We start from the raw sequence: 26,905 nt of genomic DNA, 5'->3' as shown, positions 1-26,905 counted from the left end.
TTATTCTTTCCCTGTTTGATTACGATGCATCACAATTTGCTTCGTTGCTTGAAATTGCTGCTCACCGTAAAACTTTATTAGCTTCTCTCCGCAAAATAGACTAACAATATTAATATGAGATATTTCTCGAAGTAATATTGTAAGCATTTTCTCTCCAATACCTTTATTTCTTACATTCTCATGTACGACAACATCTTCAATGTATGCTCGAAAAACACCATCAGAAACGACTCTAGCAAATCCAACTAATTCATTTTCTTCCCATACTCCAATGGCTATACTATTCTTTAACATTTTTTCAATATCGACTTCTTTTCTTTCTGGCCACCAACCGACAGAATCATAAAGCTTCTTAATTTTTTCTGCACAGATTGGTTGTTCTTGTTGCAATTTATACGTGTACATATGCTTTCTCCCATCAATCAGTATACATAATATTATTATAATCTCTTTTCAAAAAAGTGCTGACTATGACCTTTTGGATGATCTTCAACGATACCATACTCTCGGTAACCGTGCTTTTTATAAAATTCTGGCGCTTGAAAACTAAATGAATCTAGCAATATTAATCTGCACCCTTTTTCCTTCGCAATTTCTTCAATTTTATGTAACAGTTGACTACCATAACCGTCATGACGAACTGATTTATCAACCCATAAAAAGTCGATATGAAGATGATAAAAATACATCGTACCTGTTACACCACCAAATATTTTTCCTTCTTCATTTTTTACTACGAGGCTTACTTTTTCCATCGGCTGTTTTACTTCATCTGTTAAGATGGACATATTATATTGAATGACTTTATTTTTAATGTATTCTCCTTCAATACGTGTACCGTTCTCTATATGTTTCATATACATTGCTTCCTTTCAACTTAGTAAGCTACATTTTATTTTTCCCCTTTAAAATACTAATCAAAACGAATCCACCATATGTAACAAAGCATGAAAAGCCAATTATCCCTGGTACAGAGACATAGCCTACCCTTATGTAATTTATAACTGCAAAACAAGCGATAGACAATAAAATAGATGGCCAAAATATAACAGCTATTTTTCTTCGCCCTCGTTTCGATGTACTTTCTTTCTCTTCAGAAACACGTGTGCCAAAAAGCAATACAATACAAATAAGGATCGCTGCAAAGTAAATTGTATCTAATGACAAATTGTGATCATATAGGGCGATTCCAACTTCAAGAGCAATAATCGTTAAAATTAAAATAATGATTGTTAAAGTCTTTAAGTTTCTTTTCAATCGCTCACTCCTAGCATGCTTTCACTATATTCTTTGTATATGTACTTTAAAACTACTGCAAAAGCTTCATCTACCTCTTTATTTTCACGGCGATTCGGTAAATCTTTTCCCCCAATCACATAAAGAAGTGGAAATTCGTTAAACATTCCTATAATACCAATATTTATTGTAGCTGTGAGTAATCCACCTGTCATATGAGTTATATGATAATATGGAATTTCTTCATACTCTCCTTGCTGTCTTACCATGCCGCTAATAATTGGTTCCCATAATTCTGGTTCTGATTTATAACCTTGAAAGGTTTGTATGAAAAGGGCAAGAACTTCACTTAATTCTCCAACATTTTTCTCATCTCTAGCATTCTCTTGTATATGAATTTTTGAAAAGTACGTTTGTGCGTACATTTTCACAGCATCCCATCCACCACAGTGCATTACAACTGACTGTGCAACGTAACTATCATGACAAGCAATCATTACCTCTACCGCTTGACTAAGTGTTAAAGAAGTTCTTCCTTGTAAATGCGGATATAACTGCGCACTATCTTCATGTGGATTAAATTTAATGTAATGAAGTATATCATTCCAATTATGTTTATTTTCCTTCACCATTTGCGTTACTACAAATCCAATGACTAATTTTGCTGCTGATGCTAACGGAATATTTAATTCACTATTATACGAAGCAACTATACGATTATTTTTTGTAGAATAAATTGCCATTCCCACATAATTAGATTGTACCTCTTTTATTTTATTTATAACAGTTTCCATTTCTATCCCTCTTTTTATATCGTTATATTAACTTCTAATATTTCAACATTGAATGTAAAAAACCTTTTCATTAGCTATTAAAATAAGAAAAAGGTAGCATGAATTTTTTCTTGCTACCGAAAAATATTTATTCTTCTATAGGATTTTCAGGACCGTTAAGTTCCAGCTGATAAAAAGCTAAATCTAGCCATTTATTAAACTTATAACCAGCTTTTTTTATTGTTCCTGCATGAACAAATCCATAGTTTTGATGCAAGGCAATACTTTTCTCATTCTCTGCATCAATTCCAGCAATTAAGGTCATATACTCTCTTTCCTTTGCAATTTTGATTAATTCTTTCATTAATGAAGACCCAATGCCATTTTTTCTATATGCCTTATCTACATACACAGAATGTTCAACTGAATATTTATAAGCAGGCCACGCTCTAAATGGGCCGAATGTCGCAAATCCTACTACTTTATTATCTAATTCATATACGATAATTGGATACTCTTCAGCCTTTTTTTGTTCATACCAATCTATTCTATTTTCAAGGGTTACAGGTTTATACGCATATACAGCTGTTGTATAAAGTATCGCATCGTTATAAATATCTAAAATGTATGCTAAATCTTTTTTCGTTGCTTCCCTTATCATTATTTTCTTCCTTTCATCATGTTCACCTTATTTTACTATCTTTTTAATAGTTTTATTTTATCGAAATTTCCGATTTTTATCTACATACGAATACTAGCTTTTCGGAAACCATCAAATATATTTATTGCAGCAGATAACATGTAGAAGAAAATTCCTCCCCCAATGAGCCACGTTTTAAACTCCTCTGAGGAAATAGTAAATGCATTTGCCAAATACATAATAAACCCTGCGTTAAATACATGTGGATTTACTACAATTACAATGAATACTATCGTCCCAGCTATTTGAAGAATAGCATTCCCAATCGCCAATCTTTGCGTCCATTGTCCCTGCACTAATTTATAAAGGGATATACATATTTCAAAAACGATCATAATTACAACGATTGGCCAGTACTGCAATAAAACATCTTGATTAAAAGTTGGCGAGACAAACTTCAGTCCATTTGCCGTACCGTTATATACGCCAACAAGATAATTCGCATAAAAGTAAAGTGTAGCCCAAACTGCTGTCCACATTAAACCTCCAAAAACTTCAAACTTCGAGATTGCTTTTTTCTTTGGGATATACGAGATGTTTTTCAAATCATCTGGTGTCCATTTTTTTAAACTTGTCGTCAACGGCTCGATACCTTTGTCTTTATCTGTTCTTTCTAAAATAACAAACACAACTGTCAACCAGAAAAATACATGGAGGCCCACTTCAAAAATTCCCCCAATGCCTTTACCTATCAATTGTAAAATAACATTTAATACCGCTTGATCACCACTATAGCCTATAAAATTTTCTGCAACCATTGATATGAGTGCAATGACAGCTGCGATTGGTATAATCATTTTTAACAACGTTGTATATACATCAAAATAACGTGGTCCAATTAAATGCATCGGTCTATCCAAATAACCATTAGCCAATGAAACCGGACTCCCCAATTTTTCGAGAACGCTCTTTACATCTTTCTCATTATAATCTTCAGGTAACATATCATCTATAGTTGACCTTAGTTCAAGTGTAATATCTTCACGATTTTTTTCAGGTAATCTCTTCGCAACCTCTTGGATATAGAGATCAATTAAATTCATTCTCTTCCTCCTCCTTTAATAAGTTATAAAGTTCTTTCGAATCCTTTATCCATTCTTTTTTCAACTGCAAAAATATTTCTAATCCATAATCACTTAAAACATAATACTTACGAGGTCTACTCTCCGTTTTATCCCAACTACTCGTCACTAATTCCTGCTTTTCTAATCGGCGAAGTAGTGGATATAAAGTACTTTGATCAATTGTAACCCCTGATTGCTCTAATAACTGGACAAGTGAATATCCGTACTGCGGCGTTCTTAATTGACTTAAAACAGCTAACGTTAATGTCCCTCTTCTTAACTCAGTAATTAACGAATTTAATAAAGTATCCATTCACTCACCTCATTTCCATTACTATATGTCATACAGTATGTGTTTTATACTATGTATCGTACAGTATTAATGTGACAAAAACTATAATTTTTTACCAAAAAACAGATAATGAACAGCGCAAATTATATGATTTGTGCTTTTTTAGCTAAGTTATATATAACACTCTATAAGGTAACAACCTTAACTACTAATTTTGAAGTTCCAGTAATGCTATATTAAGTTACAAATATCGTATACATATGATGTGAACATAACATCTCACTATAGGAAGCTATAAAAACGGTGAATTACCATGCTTGAATAATTCCCGTTTTCAGCACCTAATCAACGTTATTTCCTTCATAAACTTCATCTTGTTCAAAATCTTTATTTTTGTTTGGTTTATTAGAGAAAAATAAAAAAACAATTAAATTAGGTTAATTGTTTTTCAAATACAAAATCTTTATTTTTTTAAATAACCTATGATATTCGAAAAGACAAATTCTCCAAATGCAAGTGGTATATAAATAAACCATAACTTTAATATTGCCTTTGTTTCTTTGTGATCAGAATCCCCCATTAAAACCAACCCTATCCTTTTTCTTCTAATATTTTCATTTTAATTCCAATAACAAGGAAATTATACCATTTATTAATGTTTTAGTCTATTTTTTCTGAAAATTAAATAAATAAAATTCTTGTATTCCCTCAATATTCAGATAAACATAATAACTTTTTTACGTTTCATCTTCAAAGTCAATAATGACTCCTGTTAGAACCGCTACATTACCAATCGATTGGATCCCGTGACCAATAAAATCCACCTTAAATTCTTCCTACTTTAATTTATGTAATGATATAATAACACTAAATTTTCAACACGTGCTTAATAGATTGGGGACTTATAATGGATAAACCTCTCACTGCATTACAAACTATTATTATACATATGAATACAACTGAGCATTGGCATGATTTTATTTGTTACTGTCAGCATCGCGAAGCGGGACTTCGAAAATTAGCTTTTAAACATTTAGAGACATTTATTACAAATGCAAAGAAATGGGAATCAAAAGATCAAGAAGAGTTTGCCATTTCGCTGTTTACTATTTTAGATGTATTAAACGAAAAAGATGAGGTCTTAACTTTCTCACTAAATAGTTTTCTAATTGACATTCTATATAGATGGACAGAAAACAACCCATTTGATTCAAGACCTTTTAGATGGATAGGAATTTATATGGACTCTAGCAATAAAGAAGACGATTTAGAAAAATCCCTTCGAAAAGCGATTGAATTAGGTGGTGATACCGAACAAGAAGCCATGATATACCTAGTTTCTAATTACATCAATACTTTAGAATTTGGTACACATGAATTCCCTTCAGGTTATTGCGGAGATTTAAGTGAATGTATAGAAAAACTTCCCTATATGCTTCAATTAATTGATAGAATTCAGAATAAGAACATAAAGGAGCAAAACATTGGGCAAATACAAGAACAACTACACCTTATTCTAGATTGGTTAAAACATACACAAATTCCAGTAGATGCCGTTCGTGTACGGGAAAAAGAACAAACTAAGGAATTAGAAAAGGTCATTGTATATTATTTACACAACAGCTCAAGTCGTTAATTCATCGTGTACAGAGATAATAAAGTTGTTTAAAAAACGCCAGTCATGTTATTCAACAATCGGGCTATATAACGGAATAAATCCTTGTAAAAATTAAAAATATTTGAAATAATCGTCATTAAGTTGAAGTAGAGCGATTGCAGAAAAAGGTGATACGACTTTTTCTTACTTAATAATTGCACGATAGTTAAAAAATTCAACTAATTATATTCCGAAAGGGTGTGTGTAGTATCTTATCAACTAATGTTTTTACTTATAAATCTAAGGATGGAAAAACAATAATAATTAGAGAAGCTAAAGAACGGGATGCAGAAAGAATACTAGATTCTGCTTCAAAAGCTTTAATAAACGCTCCATACATGCTAAGTACGGTTGAGGATGTAAAAAAGGTGCGTATCGATGCTATTCAAAAAACGTTAAAAGCTTATCATGAAAATCCAAATTATGTACAGTTTATTGCTGAAGTTGATGGTAAGTTAGTCGGTGCAATAGATTTTAAGAACGGAAACAAAGAAAAAATTAGTCATCAAGGGGCTTTTGCGATGACCATACTACCCGAATATCGAAATTATGGTATTGGAAGAGCTCTTCTAGAAACGTTAATCAATTGGGCTAAAAATAACAGTAAGATTGAAAAAGTTTGTCTTGAGGTAATGGAAGATAATCTAGGTGCAATCCAGTTATATAAGAATCTAGGCTTCTTTGAAGAGGGTAGAAAAGCAAAGGGTGTAAAATTGGATGGTAGGCTATCAAGATTTAATATTAATGGCTTTATTCGTTTAAAATTGAACATTAATTTCAATATAAAAAGAGGGTCTTCATAGTCATCTCCCTGTTAAGTAGACAGTAATAGAAACCCTCTTTTTATATTTATCCCACATTAGCTTGCAGTAAAACTCCCCACTGATTATAGTTTCACTTTATTTTAATCCTTTAATTAAAGGTGACGCTTCCCCACTATGGAAAATCCATAGGTCATGAAGTGATCTCGTACATCCAACATATAGTAACTTTGCATCATGTTTTGTGTCTTTGTAATGTTCTTCATCCACATCAATTAAAAGCACCGCATCAAATTCTAAACCTTTCGCTAAATAGACAGGTACTACTGATATACCACCTTCATATTTACTTTGGTTTGCTTCAATTACGTTTACCGTTAATCCTGCATTTGTTAATTCCACATATATATCACGGCATTCATCTTCTGTTCTTCCGATTACCGCAATTGTTTTCACATCTGCATTTTGCAAATGTTTTACCGTCTTCACAATTTCAGTAAATTGATTTTCCGCATGAATTACTTTCACATCTTCTCCACTGCGGAAGACTGGTGTTGCGAGTCCTACTGAGATTTCTGCATTTTTAATTATTTCATTTGCAAATTCAATAATTTCTTTTGTAGAACGATAACTTCTTGTCAATTCATAATAACCGGTTTCTTGGAATACTTCCTTAAAAGCATTCCAATCTTCAATTCCTTGGTAATCATAAATCGCTTGCGATAAATCACCTAATATAGTGAAAGAATTACCTAATGTAATTTCTTTTAATACATAAACTTGGAAAGGCGAAAAATCTTGCGCTTCATCAATAACAACGTGATGAAACTTCTGCCCGATTTCAATCCCTGTTATACGATGATGTATGTATATTAAAGCTGGTAAATCTTCTACATACACTTCTTTTTTACGACAACTCTTTTCTGTTTCTTTAACAAGTTCTTCAGGTAATACCTCGAGTATTTCTTTACTTTTTACTATTGAACTATACAGTGAAAGAGCACTCATTTTCGGCCAAAACTTCATATATGCGTTCAGTCTCTTAGTCGCTTCTTTTTTAAGTAATTTTTTCTCGTTTGTTTCCCCGAATTTTTTAAGTTCAATTTCAATCCAGCGCTTCATTCGTCCTACTAATCGTTCTCTTCTTTTCTGTAAAGGATAATGTTTATATTCAACTTGCATCCATTTTTTAATATCTTCTACTGGAATAATCGCTCTATCCCACGCCTCAAAATCTTTTGTCGGAACTAACTCATTTTCAAATTGGATCATTCTCTCTTCAATAAACGTCTTAAATTCCAACGTACCCTTTAATTTACCTAGCATTACCTTCTTTTCATCACGATTAATTGAAAATGCTTCTTTCAATTTTTCTTCTGTCTGCTTTAGTTTCACTGAATCATCTAACGTACGTAATGCCCAATCCGGAAACGTTGTTTGACTAATATTCCCTACACCTAATTCAGGAAGTACACTCGAAATATAGTCTAAAAACAGACTATTCGGCGCAAATACGATCATTCTTTCTGCTTCTAGTTGTTCACGATATTCATAAATTAAAAAAGCAAGGCGATGTAAAGCAATTGTTGTCTTTCCGCTCCCTGCAACCCCTTGAATAAGTAATGGTAAATTTCTTTCCGCTCGAATAATATCATTTTGTTCCGATTGAATCGTTGAAACAATATCCTTTAGCTTATTATCTTTATTCTCACCTAATCGATATAGAAGAAAATCATCGGCATGCGATACATCTTCATTTCCTTTTACATATGTATCAACAACACGTTCAAGTTCTCTTTTTCGAATGGAAATGTTTCGTTTTAAATACACATCACCTTCTACTAACCCATCTGGTGATTGATAAAATGCTAATTCTTCTCCACCGGTAAATGAATAAAACATACTTGCGACAGGCGCCCGCCAATCAATAATGATTGGCTTCATCGTGTCCATATCCGAAACCCCTACTTTTCCGATATAAATCGGCATAACTTCTTCTTTTCCATCTTCCTGAAAATCTAACCTTCCAAAGTACGGCTCTTGCACACCAATACGTAAGTTTTGTCTATTAGACTCCCTCATACTTTCAAGAATTTGCTCTTTAAAATCTTCTCCATAATAAACCGGGGTTTTTTCAAGCTTATCCAATTGCTCATCTATCGTATGTAAAGTATCCTTCATTTTTTGTAACTCATCTTCAAATATGTTGCTCATTTCGACGATTCCCTCCTGTCCGTTCTAATTTTTCAGTCGAAGTATCATTGTATTAAAAACCCAATCATAAAGTCAATAGTTTCCGTTTAAATTTTCCGAAAAAACTTACTTTTCATCTTTCTAATTTAAAAAGAACATGCAACATCAAAATCACACAAATACACATATAGTATAGTGATGCATACAAAAGATACTACTTTCTATTTGTCTCCTATTTAATTTATCTATTAACAAATATTGTAAAAATTAAAGACTTTAATCAATGGGCGTTTTACTGCCCACAAATAGTAGGATAAATAAAAGTAAAGGAGGCTCTTCAAATGAATATTTTGAATCTATCTCAAGATTAAATATGCTTCTATCTGGCTGTATCCTTATGGTTTGTTGGTCAATTATGTATGTTGAAATATATAGACTTACAAAATCAGTCTGGCCATGTGTTATCATGCATGCAATCGAGGATGCTGTTCCTACTGTTTTAGTTACAATAACAGGGATTATTACTCTTACAAACAGTAGTGATTTTTGGTTAAATCCTACTAGCGGGGTCGCTGCTACTGTTTTATTTCTCGGAATTGGAATCGTACTAAGAACTATAAGAATAAAAAGAGAACGACAATTATTCACACAATAAAAAGCAGATAATGAATTCGTCATTATCTGCTTTCCAATTTTTAAAACTACCTTATTATATTTTTTGATACATAAGCCAGTCACCAGAGTCTATCACTTTCTTTAACATCTTTTTATTCTGAGCGATATACACATATGCCTCAATTTCCCTATCAGCAACATATACTGTTTGCGTGATTCGATCATATAAATCAGTCTCCGCATTACCTGTATATTCTTCTAGTTCATCTAACTTACACAATATCTCATCATTTACTACATAAACTTCTCCATACACCTGTTCTTCAATCGAATAAGTCATGGCCGGATATCCTTCATTCGTATCAAATAATTTTCCATATGTCCAAGCTCTGTCTGCGATGCATGTTGCACCTTGCATATAATGAGCATTCGTTTGTCCTCTTCTTAATGTGCCATAAACGAACACATGATACATAAATTCTTATCCCCTTTATATGTCTCTACTTTCTTATTTGTAAATAAGCACGAATCATAAAATAACTCACTTCATTCGGAAGCTGTTCTTTAATAGATTTCAGCCCACCCTCTGCATTTTGAACGGCAGTTTCAATAAGAGATTCATACTCTGCTGGAACAAAGCTTTGCCAATCTACTTCCATTCCATCCTCATAGCAGCGAATTAAATGGTTTTCAATTGTTTGTCTTGATAAGTTACGTTCTTTTGCAATCTCATTCAAATCAATACCTTGTTTATACATTTCATATGTTTCTAAATGAGAATTTGCGGACGCTTTTCCTGACTTTTTACGCTCTGAAACTACTTCTGTCTTAATCGTTTCAGCATAATTTGGATTTTCCTCAATAAAATGCTGAACTGCTTGTAAGAAGTGCGAGCCATATTTCACAAGTTTGTGTTCTCCGATACCTTTTACCGTCAACAATTCAGAATCATTTTGCGGCATTTTCACACACATATCTTTTAATGTTTGGTCAGAGAAAATAACGAACGGAGGTACACCTTCTCCTTGTGCAATTTCTTTACGTACTTCACGAAGCACTTCAAATAAAGGATGGTCTTGAACAATTTGTCTTGTCTCTACTCGTTCTTTTCGTAAAACATTCTCTTTACCAAGTAATACTTCTTTCCCTTTTTCAGTTACTTTTAACGTCGGATAAGTGCCATGTTCAACTGCAATTAACTCATCTGAAATTAAAAACTCAATAAACTCACTGACCTCTTTTACACTACGGTTCGATAAAAGCCCATACGTTGGTAAAGTATGAAAATTAAATTCAATAACTTTCTTATTCTTCGACCCAGTTAATACTTGCGCTATCATTTGCTTTCCAAAGCGTTGGTTCGTTCTAATCATGCATGATAAAACCATTTGTGATTCTCTTGTCACATCGATGCTCTCGCGATTGTCTGTACAATTACCACAGCGTCCACAATCTTCTTTCGGTTCTTCTCCAAAGTATTGCAAAATGAATGATTGTAAACATTGTTCTGTATGACAGTAATCGGTCATATTTTGCAATTTTTCAAGTTCATTTGAAAAACGTGATTCTCCAGTTGATTGATCAATTAAAAAACGCTGTACTTGTACATCTTGAGAAGAATATAACAATATACATGTACTATCTAATCCGTCACGACCAGCACGTCCTGCTTCTTGATAGTAACTTTCCATATTTTTTGGAAGCTGATAATGAATTACGTAACGAATATTCGATTTATCAATACCCATCCCGAATGCAGATGTTGCTACCATTACACTTACTTCATCTCGTAAAAAGAGTTCTTGTTGCTCATTTCGATCACTATCACTCATACCAGCATGATATTTTGATACAGAAACACCTGCCTTCATCAAATCTTCATATAACTGATCGACTACTTTTCTAGTAGCTGCATATATAATCCCGGATTCCTTTTGATTTTGACGAATATAATCCGCCAAATATGCATTTCGATCTTGCCCTTTAATGACAGAAAACGATAAGTTCTCACGCTCAAACGTTGTCATAATTGTATTTTCTTGATTAATTTCAAGTGTGTTACAAATATCATCACGTACTTGCGGTGTTGCTGTTGCTGTTAATGCTAATACGAGCGGCTTTTCTGGAAGATAATCTAATATGCGATGTATATGTAAATAACTTGGACGGAAATCATGTCCCCACTGTGAAATACAGTGTGCTTCATCAATCGCAATCATAGGGATTTTCATATCAATAAGTTGATCAACAAACTCCATCGAATCAAGACGCTCAGGCGCCACATAAAGTAACTTGTAATGTCCTTGTTTCGCTAATTGAATTCGCTGATTTGCTTCTGCAATAGATATAGAACTATTAATATATGTAGCTGAAATGCCATTCTGTACCAATGTATCTACTTGATCCTTCATAAGTGATATTAGAGGCGATATAACCAACGTCGTTCCTTCAAATACTAATGCCGGAATTTGATAACAAATCGACTTACCGCCACCCGTTGGCATAATACAAACCGTATCTTTCCCATCTAGTACATTTTTAATTGTTTCATCTTGTCCTCTTCGAAACGAAGAATAACCAAAGTAGGACGCTAAAAGTTCTTGTGCTTTAGTAAACAAAAAAGAGTCACCCGCTTTTCTTTATCTTTCATCTACTTCTATTATATCAATCACTTATGCGACTTGAAAGGGATGATTAGATGCTTATTGTTTTTTCATTATTCTATGTTTCTTCACTTATTTAATATGAATTAGCATCATTATTTTATATGTTTTACAACATTTATAACGTAAATCCAGTACACAAGAAGAAAGAGTTTCAATTTAAATGTTCATTTTATTTCCCTTTCTTGAATACTACTAATCGTATACATATAAATTCAGGAGGTTACTATATGAAACATCGTAATATGAGTTCCATCAAGGCAAAAACGAAAACACAAAAACTCCAATTCTCTAATAATGATGCGTGGAAATATGAATCATACTATAAGTACCAGCCATTATTCTCTTATAAAAAGCTTTTTAATTTTCTTTCTCAACTTTTTAGACGTTAATATATGTGCAAAAAACATATCATTCACAGAATTTTTCTCAATATTAAATGTATAGACTTACTACAATTCAGTTGTTACCATATATAATAATCTGTTGGATAAACCCCTTAAGTTGACCTGCTTATATTAGCAGGTCTTTTTCATGATTACATACTTCTGTGTACCTCGATCTCACTTCCAAGTCTTTTCTCCATTTTATAACCATATTTAGATCCCAACAATTAATGATAATCATAAATTGTTGGGATTTAAATTGTTCACATATAATTATGCAATTCTTCTTTCTCAATACACAAAACACATTTTACTTGTTACTATAAAAGTACTCCAGATGAGTTTTTTGCTCATCGACATTATCTAGTTATTGGGGCCTGCCGCGGGAAGCAGGTCCCTTTGACTGTATGAAGGTCCCAATTTCATTTGGACACATTTACCAGGTTTTTTCAAAAGAATTTTATGATAACATTACGTAGTCGAGTCCGACATCTCGGCAATACCCTTTTGAGGGTCTGCAACTTCCCTTACAGACCCTCTTTTACTTTATATTCAATTTATTCATATATACCACAACACCATTCATTGAATTTCTCCATTTCAAATTCCCTAAAAATAATCTAGGACACGTAACTAAAAATAAATCTTCATCATACTTTGAGTTATACATGTTCAAAGGAGTGTTACTATTTATGTATTCTTATTGGCAATCGTATTACTCCCCCTACCATAACCCTTATGTAAACTATGATTTATCCGTACGGAACTACCGAATTAGTAAAAATGAGAATTTTTTAAAAGGGTATATGCGTTCTTTATGGGAACAACACGTCGCTTGGACGAGATTGGCTATTATAAGTATAGTATTTAATTTACCAGATGTTAATGTTACTGTTGGACGACTTCTACAAAACGCAACACATATGGGACTATCACTTGAACCATTTTACGGTGAGGATGCAGTGAAAAAATATAGTGCATTAATTAAAGATCACTTAGTAATTGCAGCGGATCTTGTTAAAGCCGCAAAAGCTGGTAATCAAAATGCAGCGGCCGCTATAGAGAAAAAATGGTACGCTAATGGTGACGCAATTATTGAATTCCTTAACAGAATCAACCCATATATAGATAAAGAAGAATTTAGAAAAATGTTTTATGAACATTTAGCACTAACGAAAGCAGAAGCACTTGCCTTCCTAAATAAAGATTATGAAGCAGGAGTAAAACTTTACGATAAAATTGAAAAAGAAGCATTAGAAATGGCTGACATGATAACAAACGCAATCGTAAAACAATTCCCGCAAGTATTTCAATAAAGTGAAACTTTAATCAGTGAGGGGTTTGTTCATCCCCCACTGATTATCAGCTCTCACCAATCGGCTTATTTAGTTTTCTCTCCATGATATTTCACCTCTCCTCTTTACATTTAGCTTATATCGATATATTTTATTAATATCCGTTTTTTATAGGAGGAAATAGTTTGATTAACGCGATTGGTCTCGTTTTTATACTTACAAATAAACACGAGAAAAAAAAGAAAGTTTACTTAAATGAAAAATTTGCACTAATAGATATTATTGATTCTAAAGAAGTATTTGATGATGAAGGGAATCCTTTAGTAGAACTAACATGTAAATACAGTATATATTTAGATGAAAAATATTACTGTAAATCTCTCGATGATTATACCGGACAAGTCTTTCCTTTCTTAAGTGCAAAAATAGGAAAAGGTCTTCTAAGAAACTTAAACTATTACTTTTCTTACGTTGATGCCTATGATAAGAAACCACCAGTTAAAGAAATAAGACCACTTATGAAACAAGTAACTAACAGATAGCCAAAAATACCAAAAAAAGAAAGCATCTAACCCTGGATGTTTTCTTTTTTATTAAAAACTCATTAACTTTCATCCTCTTCTAAAAGTATGTATCCAAGCATATTTTAAATTAAAAACATTGGAGGATTAGAGTGAATGAAATACTCAGAAACAATTATAAGCAAACGACTTCGAATACTTAAAATGACGGGTATGTTTTTCATGCTAGTGTTAATAGCATGGATTGGCTATACAAAATTACTTTATGAAAACGGCTTTCTTCAAGAAAAAAAGAATTCAGTAGAAGTAATGAACACTAGCATTACAGGAGAAATAGAGCAGCTTTTTCATATAAACTTGCAAGGTTATCGAAAAACAAGCCTTGATGCTGTTATAGAAGCCAGTAAAACCGATCCAAGTGAACTATCCTTAATTGAACTAGTCAACAAATCCTGCTCGCGAGATTGCATAGGTGAACCAGTTACATATGTAAACTCAAACAATGGATATATCTTTTATAAGGAATCTAATGGAACTAATGTAGCTATAACGGTTAAAAAGAAAGACAAATGGGTAATTGTAAAGAAATCTGTTCAAGATGGAATATAATCACCCAAAAAAAGAGTACGCATCGTACTCTTTTTTATTATTAATACCCTTCCTCTTCATGCCTACAATGGCATTTCGCTTTTGTTTTACAATGACATTTTTCACACTCACACTTCGGTTTCTCTTTGCAACAACACTCGTGAAAATCATTGCGCTTACATCTACATCTCCCAAACATTAAATCATCCCAAAATTTATTACAATCTTGAAAATGTCCACAATGACAAGTATTTCTCATAAATATGCTTCCTCCTTGATAGAATTCATCATATTCTATGTTTGAAAGTATACAAAGGCTTGTTTATTAGTCTATTTTCTCCATATTATAAGTAGAGTTAAAAGATTAAATAAAAATAAAAACCGTCACATGACGGCTCTTATTTTTGCAAACTACTCTTTTGTATAAAAATATTTAATTCCTTTCATATCTAACCAAGCAGTTGCTTTGTCCAGTTCGTTCCCTTGACGATAATCTGTTTCGAAATACACAAGCCCTTGGTTATCTCCACGAGATATTATTTTAGAAGTATATCCAAGCTTATCCATCATTTGAATCATGTCAGAAATTAAATTTACACCAAATTCATAAGTAACTACTTTGCTATATTTATTCACTATAATTCCAACCCCTTCTTGTTTTTTTATCGGCTCAACAATTTGATTTGTAAACCAAGCTAACGGCTTATTTCCAATCAGCTTATTTAAATCACACTTGCCGATACCAGCCACATTGCCTGTCTCTGTGTATTGCCAAATATCACATGGATACGCCGGTTTGTTACCACCATAACGAGGAATCCATACAAAATCACAATTGACATTTTCCATTCCAAATGGAGCATACATATGATGAGCAATATATAAACCGACTTTCTTAGCTCCTAATCTGCGTAATTCATCAATAAAAGCTTGTGCACCCGCTCTCATATCGTTCATTGTTCTTACTTCTACGTCAGCTACCCAAACTGTTGCATTTTTATCACCACGGTTCCAAAAGTCTCTTGCTTCTATCCGTGCATCCTCTACTGAAACGAAACGACAGAACGCATAATTACCAAACGGAATATTCCTTGCTTTCATTGCTTGTACATAATTTTTATATAAAGGATCTACATAGTTTGAACCATCTTGCACACGTGCAATTACGAAATCTAATTGTGGTGCTGCGATATCCCAGTTAATGTCGCCATTCCATTTCGAAATATCTACAATATAACCCATTATTTAACATCTCCTTTTTCATTATTATATTCAAAGCTTGTTTTTTTGTTATTATCAACTAATAAATAGTATGAGAGGTATTATATTATTGGGTAATAATTTAAAATTCGGCTTATGTATTGAGAAAACAAAATATTATTACGGGTTTAATAAGTAAAGATTTACAAAACTCTAAACTATATAAAGTGAAACGATAATTAGTAGGAGGCTACGAGCAGTGTAATTCCCACCTAATTTCTTAGCTTCATCCGAATTTTGAGGTAAGAATTTTACTTCCCGCAAATAGCTTGATAAATAAAACCACCTTTCTGACAGGTGGTTTTGTGTACTAATTTACATATAAATTGTCCATATTTTTATAGTTACTTAATATACTTGTTAACTAAAAATAAGACAATTTTTAGTTTTTAATCAAACCAATTTTCGTTTTATCTCACGTACTCATAGTACCATTTACGTACATCTAACCAAGCTGTAAATTTATCGATATTCCCGGACGGATAGCCATTCGTTATAGCATAACCAATGCCATCTTTTTGAACGACAATTTGTCCATCAATACCCGCATCAACCATAGCTTGAGCCAAATCTTGTAAATTACTAAATGCTACACCACCAGTTTTTACTTTGAGCAAATCCGCTGCACCTCCTCCAGTTTGTCCTGTAAGAGCAAATACAATAGAATTAGCGATTTTATCAACATTCCATTTTGCCATGTCGGATTCATTATCAATAAACCCTAATTCAATAAGAATAGCCGGTGCCTTCGTTCCATTTAATACCGCTAAATCTGTACGTTGTTTCGCACCTCGATCACGCCATCCAATATCTTTTGCTAGTTGAGCTGAGATTTTAGCCGCCAAATCTTTCTGATCATAATATAAAACCTCAACACCCTGTCCATTTCCATCACTTGCATTAAGATGAAAAGAAATAACTAAATCCACAGCATGGGAATTGCTATTCCGAATGATATTATTTAAATTTTGCGATTGAGTTGCCCCTACCTCGTCCGTATCGTCATAAACCGTGTGTCCTAGGGCTCTTAACTTAGCCGCCACGGCATCTTTAACTTGCCTATCTAGAACGTGTTCTTTCCGATTCCCGAAATTAGCACCTTGAACAATACTATTGTGTCCTCCGTGCAAACTATATCTAGCCATTATTCATCAACATCTCCTTTCTTAATATCTTATTCAAAACTTGTCTTATTGCTATTCCCACTTACAATCTTAACTGTGCCCATACGTCCTATATTTTCTAAAAGTGATGCAATTTGTTTTCGATATAAAAAAGCTATCGCTTCATAAATCGAATGATTTATTCTCTAAATTACTTTTACATGAATGACGACACGAACAAAAAAGCATCACCCTTTCGGCGATGCCTAAAAACTCTATTTTACTTTTCAGCTCCCTAAATAAATAGAGTTTAAAATCACTGAAACTACACCTATATTTCCTCCCTTTCCTTCACAGCTTCTTTCAACCTCTGCAACATATACCCAATTCCTTTACACCCCTCTAGCGGATATGTAATCATTTCTTCTGGATATAACTTTGTCACTACTTTTTTATGCTTCTTCCCTGCTAGTAAGACGATTTCGTCAAACTGTAGTAAACTTTTATCTACCATCTGTTTTTGTAATTGCTCTATACTTATTACCTCATCGCTTTTTGAATCAAATGCAAGATCATAGTTTTCTAATACAATATCACTTGGTCTTAAAAATCCATGTTTCGCTGATAATATAACCCAGTTTTCGAAAAACATAGTTGCGTACGCCTGACATGCTTTTCCGAACGGACTAATATATACATCTTTTGCTTCCATCGGTCCGTAGTCTGAATGTTTATCCCAAATTTTCTTTTTTCCGCATGGAATTATACATAGCCTTTTCATATATATTTCTACTCCCTTTACTTTGGTAAATAAAATTCGTTATTTTGTACATTTTTTTCTCGAGATACTATATAATAATTCTGAAAGTTAAAATTACACATTTTACCATATGCGTACTATAGATTACTCTCATTGCAAATATTATAATACCATAAAAAATTTTTCATTTTTTCTTCAAAATAATGAAACTAAATTATAATGCAAGTATGTATTAATAAAACAATAAAGGAGGTTCATAAAAATGAAAAATATTATTCCTGCACTATTAGTCTATTTTATCGTTTGCGTTATTTCCGTTATCATCCCAGCATCTGAAGGCTATAATTATGTCGGCTGGAAGTTATTTGTTGGGCAAGTGTATGCGATACCTATTTTCTTCATTACTACGATAATCACATTTTATATAAACAAGAAAAAATCTTACGAATAAACGATTATAAGGATAGCTAACGCTATCCTTATTTTAATTCGTTAATCAAAACTTTATATCCTTTCTTCTAAAAAGTTAAACGCAACATCTGTATTTCAGCGTTTAAACGCAGTTCCTCCGAAATCCAGCTCTCTAATTTTGAAACAGATGCAATATTTTTTCAAAAAGCCCCTGTAATTTACTTTTCAATACTTCCATATCATTAAGCATACACAATGCGACTGTTTAAAAGTTAAAAATTTCTGCTTATTATAAATAAAAAAGGACAAATAGCCAATCTGACTACTTGTCCTTACTGTTCATCTGTACGCAATACGATTAAGCTTGGAATGCTTCTGTTAATACTGGTACGATTTGTTTTTTACGAGATACAACACCTTTTAAAGTAGCTGTATTGTTTTCTAGTGATACGTTGTATGCTTTCTCAACAACGTTTGCTGCTTTACCGATCGCAAGACCGACAGAATCGTTAGTTAAGATATCAGTTACAACGAATAAGAATAGGTCTAAACCTTTTTCTTCTACTACTGCAGAAATTACTTTTTCAAGTTCCGCTTGGTGTACAAGAACGTCGTTTGTATCAACAGCGTTTACTTGTGCGATTTCAACTTTCGCATTACCCATTTGGAATTCTTTAGCATCAAGAGAGATTAATTGCTCCATTGTTTTTCCGCTTAAGTCAGCACCAGCTTTTAACATTTCTAAGCCGTAGTTATCTGCATCTACACCAGCGATTTCCGCTAATTCACGAGCAGCTGCTACATCTTGTTCTGTGCAAGTTGGAGATTTGAATAGTAAAGAATCTGAAATGATTGCAGATAACATTAAACCTGCAACTTCTTTACGAATTGTTACGCCATTTTCTTTGTACATTTTGTTTAAGATTGTAGCTGTACAGCCAACTGGCTCACAACGATAGTATATAGGATCGCTTGTTTCAAAGTTAGCAATACGGTGATGGTCAATAACTTCTAACACACGAACTGATTCGATATCGTTAGCACTTTGTTGACGCTCGTTATGGTCAACTAAAATAACGTTGTCCACTTCGCTTGCTACTGTCTCAACAAAACGCGGTCCTTCTACTTTAAAATAGTCTAACGCAAATTGAGTTTCACCGCTGATTTCGCCTAAACGTACAGGCTCAGCATTCATTCCTAATTCTTTTTTCAATTCTGCATAAGCAATTGCAGAACAAATTGCATCTGTATCTGGGTTTTTATGCCCGAAAACTAGTACTTTTTCCATGTTTTCCACCTCTTCATGAAAAGGATATCTTAAAGAAGCAAATATGACAATATTTAAAGCATATTTTTTTATAAATAATTGCACTTTCTTCTATATTTTTCATCATTTTCATAAAAAAAATCATCTAAAATGAATTAGATGATCGAAATGTATGTTTCAATTAAAATAGTGTAGGAGCTTGCACTACATTGTTAAAAGCAAAATTTGAGGATAAGCCATTATTCAAAAGGTTTACATCTATAACTTGATAAAACGCATTTCCAGTGTCTGCAATTTCCCAAACAGCTAAAATAAGATGGTATCCACTACGGTCAGTTGGTACATTTGCTTCGTGCGTTACTGTTGTCCCTGGTCTAGCTCCACCGTCATTTTTTACATAGAATGGCACTAAATCTAAATCTGATCGCGTCAAAGGTTTATTTGGATTCCAACCTTTTTTCGTAATATAATATTTCCACTCTTTCGTACTATGAGGAGCCGTTAGTTTCCACTTGAATGTATTCGTCCCGCCATTTAACGTAACTTTCTTCCACCTATCTACAGTTTGAACATCTAAAGCGGGAAAATGACCAGCCCCTGCAATTTGTCCATCAGAAGGTCCTAGTTGTGGAAATCCACCTATCCCTTCTACACTTTGTGGTTCATATTGAATTGGTCCACAATTTACATTTACACCTTGCTTACATAAATAAGATCGGCTCGCTGGTGATTCTACATATCCATGAGCTGAAGCCTTTTCTGAAAACCCAAATGTTAATAATCCCGTAAGTAATACGCCACCACTTAAAATAACTTTCTTCATCTTTTGTAAACTATTCTTTTTCATTCTTTCATCCCCTTCCCATAATAAAGCGAAAATAACTATAGTCGGCTAGTCATCTTCTCTACATTTATTATAAGACGAGAATCATTACTAAAAGAACCCTCTAAAAACTTTCTCAAATTCATTTAGTGCGTTAATTAGATTATAATTAACTATTTTAACACCGCCAGAAAAATATAGACGGTGTTAAAAATAGTCGTTTATTATTCACTTACTAATAATTAAGCACTCTCCCCGTTTGATTATAACTTAAATGTTTTTATAATAAAGAACCGTAGCATCTAACTTTCCATTCGGAGAAATTGCATACCCTGGTATTGTTCCAACTTCTTGGTAGTCTAGTGATTTGTACAATTTATTGGAAGGATCTCCTTCTCTAGTATCTAATACTAAAAGAGACCTGTTTTCTTGCTTTGCTCGTTCCTCTGCTTTTTGCATAAGCGATCGTCCAATACCGTTTCGTCTAAAGTTTGGATGAGTCATTAATTTGCAAATCTCAGCTCTATAAATTCCGTTAGGCTTAGTAACTAATTGTAATTGAATACTCCCTGCTACTTCGTTGTTTATTTTAGCCACATACAATATCACTTCTGGCGCTAATACTGTTTGCCAATACTTTGTTGCATCTTTTTGTTCCAGTGGAGGCAAAAAACCAATTGATGCCCCATCATTTACAACCATTTTCAAAAGTTTCGAAAGTTCTTCTATATCATTTTCTAGTTTCTTAATTTCTTCAATTACTAAATTTCGCATTACTTTTCCCCCTTTTGTTTCATTGTAACAATTTTTAAAGAAGGAATAATGAAATAATAAGAGGAATTTATAGTTAAGATATGATTTTTTGTGAAAGGATAACGATATGAAATATATATTAGATAGAATGTACGCAAAAGAATTACTCGAATGGGCATATGAACAAAACCCGGGCCCTTGGTTTGAACATTCACTACATGTTGCTCATGCAACTGAAAACATAATTATAGAACTTATAAAAAAAGGGTACAAGCTAGATGCTGACATAGCATATAACGCTGCCCTTTTGCATGATATCGGAAGATACAAAGGTTTTACCAAATCGGTCATTCATTCCTATGATGGTTATATGTATATGAATGATTTAGGGTATACAGGAAACGCTGTTATTTGTGTGACACACTCATTCCCATGCAAAAATGAACATATAGATATCGCAGCAGAATGGAGTCTCGTTCCTGACCATATGAGAAGCCGATTAGTTGAAATATTAAATGAACATTGTAACTACGACTTATACAATAAAGTAATTACTCTTTGTGACGCTCTTGCTGATGCGGATGGCTTTACTACGCTGGAAAGAAGATTAATTTCTGTTGGTTTGCGTCATGGTACAACATCTCATACATCTTTACATTGGAAAGGGTTTTATGCGATTAAGAAAGAATTAGAAGCTTTAATCGGTAAGAGTATATACACAGTTCTTCCTGATGTAGAAAAATCTATTTATGAAGATATAGAATATTAAAGTAAATACAAATTGAAAACGATAAAATTTGTATTTATGTTTCTAAAAGACTCTTTCAAAAATGGAGGGATTTCTTATTAGTAAAATAGGATTTGACTTGATAAACCTTGAGGGGAATTTTGAATTTGGATATGAAGATATAAAAAAGATTTCTATGAGATGTAAATTTTCTAACTGTTCACATACAAACGAACCAAACTGCGCGGTTAAAAGAGCTATCTCTGACGGTGCTCTTTCTGAAGAAATAGTTAACAGTTAATATAGAGATTTTAATGAGGCACATTATGTTTCTAAACAGAAAAATAAAACAAAAGCCATTGATTATATGAAGCAATTGAAGCTTTTTACAAAACCTTAAAATTAAATAAATAGTTGTTATTTCTCATTCCTACTAAATTTAAAATTCTCCCATTATTGTATAACCATAAATTGAACCCATCCTAGATAATTTTTATACTCAAATTTAATTTCACATAAAAAACGTTTTAAACATAAAGTTTAAAACGTTTTTTTATTCAATGCTTTTGATTTTTCAATTCTGTTAAACACTCTTGCACTAAAGTTACCGCTTGACTCATCGCAGCTCCGCCAGCAAATGCTGCTGAAACACCACATGCTTCTAGAATCTCTTTATCCGAACATCCTTGATCAAGACAACCTTTTGTATGATAAATTGTACAATACTCATCTTGCGTTGCTAAACTAATTCCTAATGCAATAAGTTGTTTTTCTCTTTTTGTTAAAGAACCCTCTTGAAAACAAGCTTGCGTGAACGCATTATATGTCTCAGCGATTTCAGGAATTTGATTTGTAAAACTACCTATACCTTCTTTATAATGATGTAGAATATCATTTATCGAACTATGTTGCTCATGTTCCATCTTATTCCCTCCAGTCATATTATCCATACTTATTGTAGTATGTGATGAAATGGAGGCAATATACCTTCTTTTAAATCAAGAATTTTTAGTTAATTTAAGTTATAATTTTAAATTATCATCTACAATAACTTTTTCTCTAGAACTTTTTCTTTCAACCTCTTTACTTCTTTCTTCCCAAAATGTTAATCCTTCAATCCCCACATTTTTAGGATTAAATACTGGATCTTTCCCTTCTTTTTTCTGCGTTTCATAATCTTTTAACACTTTTAATGCGGTTTTACTTAAAAGTAAGATTGCGATTAAGTTTAACCATGCCATACTACCGATTCCTAAATCTCCAAGATTCCATAAAAGCGACGCTGATTCAACGCTACCGATGTAAACCATAATTAAAAATCCAAATTTTAAAACTGGTTTTAACCAGCCATACTTCAGTTGACGATCTAAATAAGTAAGTGTCGTTTCAGCGATATAGTAATAAGCGAGTAACGTTGTAAATGCAAAAAAGAAAATCGCAATTGAAATAAATATTGGACCAAACCCTGTTATCACAGTTTCAACTGCTTGTTGTGTATAAATTGGACCAGCTTCCACATTTCCTATGTTTTGTACAATGGCGGTTTTCCCTTCAGGTATAACATTATACATACCTGTTATTAAAATCATAAGAGCTGTCGCTGTACATACGACAATTGTATCGATATATACGGAAAACGCTTGAACTAATCCTTGTTTTGCGGGATGCGATACTTCAGCAGCCGCCGAACTATACGTCGCTTCTCCGACACCAGCAACGTTTGAAAATACAGCGCGTTTTACGCCCCATGCAATAGCTGCACCAACAATTCCACCAAACATTTCATTTACACCAAATGCGCTAGAGAAAATTAAAGCAAACATCCTTGGAATCTCCGTTACATTCGCAATTAATATGATACATGTAACAATTACATAACCAATTGCCATAAATGGAACAAGCATTTGAGAAACGCCAGCAATTCTCTTTACACCACCAAAAATAATTGCTGCTAGTAACATGACTAAAAATATACCAGTTATATATTTGCTAATACCATTAGAGTTTTCAAATCCAACTGCGATACTACTAGATTGAATACCTGGTAATAACACGCCATATGAAAGTGTTACAACTACTGCTACAATGACTGCAAACCATTTCATTTTCAAACCTTTCTCAATGAAATATGGAGTACCGCCGCGATATTCATTCCCTACTTTACTTTTGTATACTTGAGATAATGTTGATTCTACAAACGCGCTCGCTGCCCCTAACAAAGCCATTACCCACATCCAAAATACAGCTCCAGGACCGCCGAAAGCAATTGCTGTCGCTACCCCTGCAATATTACCAATTCCAACTCTTCCTGATAAGGCTAAACAAAATGCCTGAAAAGATGATATTCCCGTCTCTGAACTCTTTCCTTCAAATAATAGTTTAATCATCTCTTTAAAATAACGGATTTGCAAAAAGCGTGTTGCAATCGTGAAATATACGCCTGCCCCTAATGCAAAAACAACTAAACCGATACTCCACACTTGCCCTACTAACCATTCTACTAAATTCTCCATCCAAATCCCCCTTATCATTCTTTGGAAAAGCAATTTTGTATATAAAAAAAACGGACAACTATTATCAAACTTTCTAGTTGTCCGCATCTTTCATTATTTCATCCCTCAATTTTTATCAGTAAAACGCCCTATTACTTTATATTTACCCAAACACTTTTCACTTCTGTATAATTATCAAGCGCATATGAACCTAATTCGCGGCCAATACCAGATTGTTTATATCCACCAAATGGTGTAGCTGCATTTTCTAAGTTATAATCATTAATCCACACTGTTCCTGCTTTTAATTTATTTGCTACTTGATGACCCGTTTTGATATTTTGCGTCCATACACCCGCAGCAAGACCATAGGATGAGTTGTTCGCTCGTTCAATTACTTCTTCTGTCGAATCAAATGGAAGTACGACAACAACTGGTCCAAATATTTCTTCCTTAACGATTGTCATATTGTCTGTAACATCTGTGAATATAGTTGGCTTAACGAAATAACCTTTTTCAAGCGCACGTTCGCCACCAGCCGCAACTGTAGCACCTTCTTTCTTCCCTTGCTCAATGTAATTTAACACACGCTCTTGTTGTTTCTTAGATACGAGTGGACCCATTTCCGTTCCTTTCTCCATACCTGCTCCAAGTTTTACGTTGTTCGCCATTTTCACAAGTGCATCTACTACAGTTTCATAATGTTTACGATGAACAAATACACGTGATCCTGCGCTACAATTTTGACCGTGATTATACATAATACCTTGGAATGCACCATTTATCGCTTCTTCCAAGTCCGCATCTTCTAAAATGATATTTGGTGATTTTCCGCCAAGCTCTAACGTTACATGCTTAATCATTTCTGCAGATTGACGCATAATATACTTTCCTGTAACAGTAGATCCTGTAAAAGCAACTTTATCAATGTCATGATGATTTACAATTGCAGCCCCTGCTTCAGGACCAAAGCCTGATACAAAGTTTACAACGCCGTTTGGAAATCCAGCCTCTTTAAAGAGTTTCGCTGTATATAGTAAAGATAAAGGCGTTTGCTCTGCTGGCTTTAATACAATCGTACAACCTGTCGCCAGTGCAGCTCCCATTTTCCAAGAAGACATAACAAGCGGAAAATTCCACGGAATAATTTGTCCTACAACACCAACAGGTTCATGTCTCGTATAATTCAAGTAATCTTTTGAAATCGGGATTGTTTGCCCAATAATTTTTGTAGCCCATCCTGCGTAATAACGATAATTTTCTACAGTCGCTGAAATATCATCATCAAGTGCTACTTGATATGGCTTTCCATTATCTAAAGCTTCTAGTTGCGCTAATTCTTCTCTATGTTCTTCAATTAAATCTGCTAATTTATAAATAAGATGCGCTCTTTCAGCAGTAGCCATTTCTGCCCACGGGCCAGATTCAAATGCAGATCTTGCCGCTTTTACTGCAGCATCAATATCCTCTTCTTGCGCTTCACATACGACTGCTAGAACCTCTTCTGTTGCTGGATTGTACGTTTCAAACGTCTTTCCGCCAATAGCAGAAACAAATTCGCCATTAATAAACATTTTAATTTCTTCATTTAAAAACGCTTCCACTTTTGGTTTCAGCTCAATATTTGTCTTTAACATTATGTTCTCCTCCTTATTTAAACAGCTGCATGAGCTGCAATATTTGATAAAATCGTTTGAAGCTTTTGATCTTCTTCTACAGTTAACCCTAGTCTTGGATAGCGAGAAGGTCCTCCCGCTTGCCCATGTAATTCCATAGAACGTTTAACGATTTGAACATATTTCCCTGATCCTTCAAGAAACTCGCAAAGTGGTAAAATAGCATCGTTTATTTCCCACGCCTTTTCTAATTCACCATTTTGAAAATGCTCATACATTTTTGTAACGAGACCGGGAACAATATTTCCTGCTACTGAAACCCATCCCGAGGCACCAACTAAATATGATTCCATAACTAAATCTTCAGAACCACAGAAGACTTGGAAAGCCCCTTCACTTTGTCTTACTAAATCTCTCGCTTTTCGAATATCTCCGCTAGATTCTTTAATATGTGTAACATTTCCACACTCTTTTCCAATACGGAGCATTAGCTCTGTACTCATATCAACACCAGAAGTAAATGGATTATTGTATAACATAATTGGTATATTTACAGAGTTTGAGATTTCTTTAAAATGAAAATAAATCTCCTCTTCCTTCGGTTTACAATAGTAAGAGTTTATAATTAACACACAATCCGCTCCGTGCGCTTCTGCATGTTTCGTATATTCAATTGTTTCTTTCGTCGTCTCTGCTGCAGTTCCAACAATAACTGGAATACGGCCATCAATTTCTTTCAACACGGTTGCTACCATTTTAAATCGTTCTTCTTTTGATAAACTTACAAATTCTCCTGTACTTCCATTAATGATGATACCTGCAACGTTTTGTTCGATAAAGTAATTTACATTTTGCTTTACCCCATCCCAATTAATTTCCTGAAATTCATCCATCGGTGTTATTAATACTGGAAATGCCCCTTTAATTTTTTGCATATTTATCTCTCCCT

Annotated in this window: 27 protein-coding genes and 3 pseudogenes; 9 read left to right on the top strand and 21 right to left on the bottom strand. The window is 33.5% G+C overall.

Features of this window, described 5'->3' with window-relative positions:
• From HFD78_RS11625 to HFD78_RS11595, 7 genes are all read right to left on the bottom strand, one after another.
• Entirely contained in the window at nucleotides 1-405 is a 405-nt protein-coding gene (locus HFD78_RS11625; protein ID WP_000288970.1) for a GNAT family N-acetyltransferase, read from the bottom strand.
• Between the two features lie 35 nt (nucleotides 406-440).
• On the bottom strand, nucleotides 441-857 hold the full coding sequence (locus HFD78_RS11620) for a GNAT family N-acetyltransferase (RefSeq protein ID WP_000680418.1): 417 nt from the start codon (nucleotides 855-857) through the stop codon (nucleotides 441-443).
• Between the two features lie 28 nt (nucleotides 858-885).
• Nucleotides 886-1,257 (bottom strand): hypothetical protein, encoded by a 372-nt coding sequence (locus HFD78_RS11615; RefSeq protein ID WP_000827981.1) that lies wholly within the window; start codon nucleotides 1,255-1,257, stop codon nucleotides 886-888.
• A complete protein-coding gene (locus HFD78_RS11610; protein ID WP_000450752.1) occupies nucleotides 1,254-2,030 on the bottom strand; it encodes a serine hydrolase in 777 nt (258 codons plus the stop codon). The genes HFD78_RS11615 and HFD78_RS11610 overlap by 4 nt, the downstream gene beginning before the upstream one ends.
• Before the next feature lie 127 nt (nucleotides 2,031-2,157).
• Nucleotides 2,158-2,670, bottom strand: coding sequence for a GNAT family N-acetyltransferase (locus HFD78_RS11605; protein ID WP_000617511.1), 513 nt, complete (start codon nucleotides 2,668-2,670; stop codon nucleotides 2,158-2,160).
• Between the two features lie 80 nt (nucleotides 2,671-2,750).
• Nucleotides 2,751-3,752 carry an HAAS signaling domain-containing protein gene (locus tag HFD78_RS11600; protein WP_001048880.1) on the bottom strand — a complete coding sequence of 334 codons (1,002 nt, stop codon included), beginning with the start codon at nucleotides 3,750-3,752 and terminating at the stop codon, nucleotides 2,751-2,753.
• Nucleotides 3,739-4,086, bottom strand: a complete 348-nt coding sequence (locus HFD78_RS11595; RefSeq protein WP_000380301.1) for a PadR family transcriptional regulator — start codon at nucleotides 4,084-4,086, stop codon at nucleotides 3,739-3,741. The genes HFD78_RS11600 and HFD78_RS11595 overlap by 14 nt, the downstream gene beginning before the upstream one ends.
• 886 nt (nucleotides 4,087-4,972) lie before the next feature.
• Between HFD78_RS11595 and HFD78_RS11590 the strand changes: the two genes are divergently transcribed.
• Both HFD78_RS11590 and HFD78_RS11585 read left to right on the top strand, forming a co-directional pair.
• A complete protein-coding gene (locus HFD78_RS11590; protein WP_000360495.1) occupies nucleotides 4,973-5,701 on the top strand; it encodes a hypothetical protein in 729 nt (242 codons plus the stop codon).
• A 221-nt stretch (nucleotides 5,702-5,922) separates the two neighbouring features.
• Nucleotides 5,923-6,484, top strand: a pseudogene (locus HFD78_RS11585) (GNAT family N-acetyltransferase).
• 137 nt (nucleotides 6,485-6,621) lie between these two features.
• Here the strand turns inward: HFD78_RS11585 and HFD78_RS11580 are convergent.
• Nucleotides 6,622-8,697, bottom strand: coding sequence for a HelD family protein (locus HFD78_RS11580; protein ID WP_098219534.1), 2,076 nt, complete (start codon nucleotides 8,695-8,697; stop codon nucleotides 6,622-6,624).
• Between the two features lie 319 nt (nucleotides 8,698-9,016).
• Between HFD78_RS11580 and HFD78_RS11575 the strand changes: the two are divergent.
• A pseudogene (locus HFD78_RS11575) lies at nucleotides 9,017-9,331 on the top strand (CPBP family intramembrane glutamate endopeptidase); the annotation flags it as partial.
• A 54-nt stretch (nucleotides 9,332-9,385) separates the two neighbouring features.
• On the opposite strand, the gene HFD78_RS11570 reads toward HFD78_RS11575, so the two are convergent.
• Nucleotides 9,386-9,766 carry a gamma-glutamylcyclotransferase family protein gene (locus HFD78_RS11570; RefSeq protein WP_000274915.1) on the bottom strand — a complete coding sequence of 127 codons (381 nt, stop codon included), beginning with the start codon at nucleotides 9,764-9,766 and terminating at the stop codon, nucleotides 9,386-9,388.
• Between the two features lie 25 nt (nucleotides 9,767-9,791).
• Complete coding sequence (gene recQ / locus HFD78_RS11565; protein WP_000494270.1) at nucleotides 9,792-11,909, bottom strand: DNA helicase RecQ; 2,118 nt, start codon at nucleotides 11,907-11,909, stop codon at nucleotides 9,792-9,794.
• A gap of 1,123 nt (nucleotides 11,910-13,032) precedes the next feature.
• Between recQ and HFD78_RS11560 the strand changes: the two genes are divergently transcribed.
• The 3 genes from HFD78_RS11560 (at nucleotide 13,033) to HFD78_RS11550 (ending at nucleotide 14,765) form a co-directional block, all read left to right on the top strand.
• Nucleotides 13,033-13,656, top strand: a complete 624-nt coding sequence (locus HFD78_RS11560; protein WP_000287725.1) for a hypothetical protein — start codon at nucleotides 13,033-13,035, stop codon at nucleotides 13,654-13,656.
• A 164-nt stretch (nucleotides 13,657-13,820) separates the two neighbouring features.
• Nucleotides 13,821-14,177, top strand: coding sequence for a hypothetical protein (locus tag HFD78_RS11555; protein WP_000606231.1), 357 nt, complete (start codon nucleotides 13,821-13,823; stop codon nucleotides 14,175-14,177).
• 135 nt (nucleotides 14,178-14,312) lie between these two features.
• On the top strand, nucleotides 14,313-14,765 hold the full coding sequence (locus tag HFD78_RS11550) for a hypothetical protein (protein ID WP_000877571.1): 453 nt from the start codon (nucleotides 14,313-14,315) through the stop codon (nucleotides 14,763-14,765).
• Here HFD78_RS11550 and HFD78_RS11545 read toward each other — a convergent pair whose 3' ends face one another.
• From HFD78_RS11545 to HFD78_RS11530, 4 genes are all read right to left on the bottom strand, one after another.
• Entirely contained in the window at nucleotides 14,766-14,939 is a 174-nt protein-coding gene (locus HFD78_RS11545) for a hypothetical protein (RefSeq protein WP_000503011.1), read from the bottom strand.
• A 216-nt stretch (nucleotides 14,940-15,155) separates the two neighbouring features.
• Nucleotides 15,156-15,986 carry a GH25 family lysozyme gene (locus HFD78_RS11540; RefSeq protein WP_000540614.1) on the bottom strand — a complete coding sequence of 277 codons (831 nt, stop codon included), beginning with the start codon at nucleotides 15,984-15,986 and terminating at the stop codon, nucleotides 15,156-15,158.
• Between the two features lie 428 nt (nucleotides 15,987-16,414).
• The gene (locus HFD78_RS11535) at nucleotides 16,415-17,149 is read right to left on the bottom strand and encodes an N-acetylmuramoyl-L-alanine amidase (RefSeq protein ID WP_097998113.1); all 735 of its coding nucleotides are present in this window, start codon (nucleotides 17,147-17,149) and stop codon (nucleotides 16,415-16,417) included.
• Nucleotides 17,150-17,438: 289 nt separating this feature from the next.
• Nucleotides 17,439-17,888, bottom strand: a complete 450-nt coding sequence (locus tag HFD78_RS11530; RefSeq protein ID WP_000824873.1) for a DUF6884 domain-containing protein — start codon at nucleotides 17,886-17,888, stop codon at nucleotides 17,439-17,441.
• Nucleotides 17,889-18,129: 241 nt separating this feature from the next.
• Here HFD78_RS11530 and HFD78_RS11525 point away from each other — a divergent pair, with 241 nt between their 5' ends.
• Nucleotides 18,130-18,318, top strand: coding sequence for a DUF4017 family protein (locus HFD78_RS11525; protein ID WP_000789486.1), 189 nt, complete (start codon nucleotides 18,130-18,132; stop codon nucleotides 18,316-18,318).
• A 318-nt stretch (nucleotides 18,319-18,636) separates the two neighbouring features.
• Here the strand turns inward: HFD78_RS11525 and ppaC are convergent, their stop codons facing one another.
• The 3 genes from ppaC to HFD78_RS11510 form a co-directional block, all read right to left on the bottom strand.
• On the bottom strand, nucleotides 18,637-19,566 hold the full coding sequence (ppaC, locus tag HFD78_RS11520; RefSeq protein WP_000416865.1) for a manganese-dependent inorganic pyrophosphatase: 930 nt from the start codon (nucleotides 19,564-19,566) through the stop codon (nucleotides 18,637-18,639).
• A 160-nt stretch (nucleotides 19,567-19,726) separates the two neighbouring features.
• Nucleotides 19,727-20,392, bottom strand: coding sequence for a lytic polysaccharide monooxygenase (locus HFD78_RS11515; protein ID WP_000742279.1), 666 nt, complete (start codon nucleotides 20,390-20,392; stop codon nucleotides 19,727-19,729).
• Nucleotides 20,393-20,638: 246 nt separating this feature from the next.
• Nucleotides 20,639-21,142: a GNAT family N-acetyltransferase gene (locus HFD78_RS11510; protein ID WP_098204882.1), complete on the bottom strand. Its 504-nt coding sequence runs from the start codon at nucleotides 21,140-21,142 to the stop codon at nucleotides 20,639-20,641.
• 106 nt (nucleotides 21,143-21,248) lie between these two features.
• Here HFD78_RS11510 and HFD78_RS11505 point away from each other — a divergent pair, with 106 nt between their 5' ends.
• Together HFD78_RS11505 and HFD78_RS11500 are read left to right on the top strand one after the other, a co-directional pair.
• Nucleotides 21,249-21,890: an HD domain-containing protein gene (locus HFD78_RS11505; protein WP_000874102.1), complete on the top strand. Its 642-nt coding sequence runs from the start codon at nucleotides 21,249-21,251 to the stop codon at nucleotides 21,888-21,890.
• A 61-nt stretch (nucleotides 21,891-21,951) separates the two neighbouring features.
• A pseudogene (locus tag HFD78_RS11500) lies at nucleotides 21,952-22,248 on the top strand (hypothetical protein).
• Between the two features lie 157 nt (nucleotides 22,249-22,405).
• On the opposite strand, the gene HFD78_RS11495 reads toward HFD78_RS11500, so the two are convergent.
• The 4 genes from HFD78_RS11495 to dapA all read right to left on the bottom strand — a co-directional run bounded on the left by HFD78_RS11495 (nucleotide 22,406) and on the right by dapA (nucleotide 26,891).
• Nucleotides 22,406-22,798, bottom strand: a complete 393-nt coding sequence (locus HFD78_RS11495; RefSeq protein WP_002005224.1) for a carboxymuconolactone decarboxylase family protein — start codon at nucleotides 22,796-22,798, stop codon at nucleotides 22,406-22,408.
• A 72-nt stretch (nucleotides 22,799-22,870) separates the two neighbouring features.
• On the bottom strand, nucleotides 22,871-24,361 hold the full coding sequence (locus HFD78_RS11490) for an alanine/glycine:cation symporter family protein (protein WP_048567596.1): 1,491 nt from the start codon (nucleotides 24,359-24,361) through the stop codon (nucleotides 22,871-22,873).
• A 131-nt stretch (nucleotides 24,362-24,492) separates the two neighbouring features.
• Complete coding sequence (locus HFD78_RS11485; protein ID WP_000920983.1) at nucleotides 24,493-25,977, bottom strand: aldehyde dehydrogenase family protein; 1,485 nt, start codon at nucleotides 25,975-25,977, stop codon at nucleotides 24,493-24,495.
• Nucleotides 25,978-25,994: 17 nt separating this feature from the next.
• Entirely contained in the window at nucleotides 25,995-26,891 is an 897-nt protein-coding gene (gene dapA, locus HFD78_RS11480; RefSeq protein ID WP_001169463.1) for a 4-hydroxy-tetrahydrodipicolinate synthase, read from the bottom strand.
• Nucleotides 26,892-26,905 lie beyond the last annotated feature (14 nt).

Origin of the sequence: Bacillus sp. EKM501B (genome assembly GCF_011800505.1) — a bacterium.
GTDB lineage: Bacteria > Bacillota > Bacilli > Bacillales > Bacillaceae_G > Bacillus_A > Bacillus_A cereus.
The sequence above is the reverse complement of the archived record's forward strand: the minus strand, read 5'-3'. Positions and strand labels throughout refer to the sequence as shown.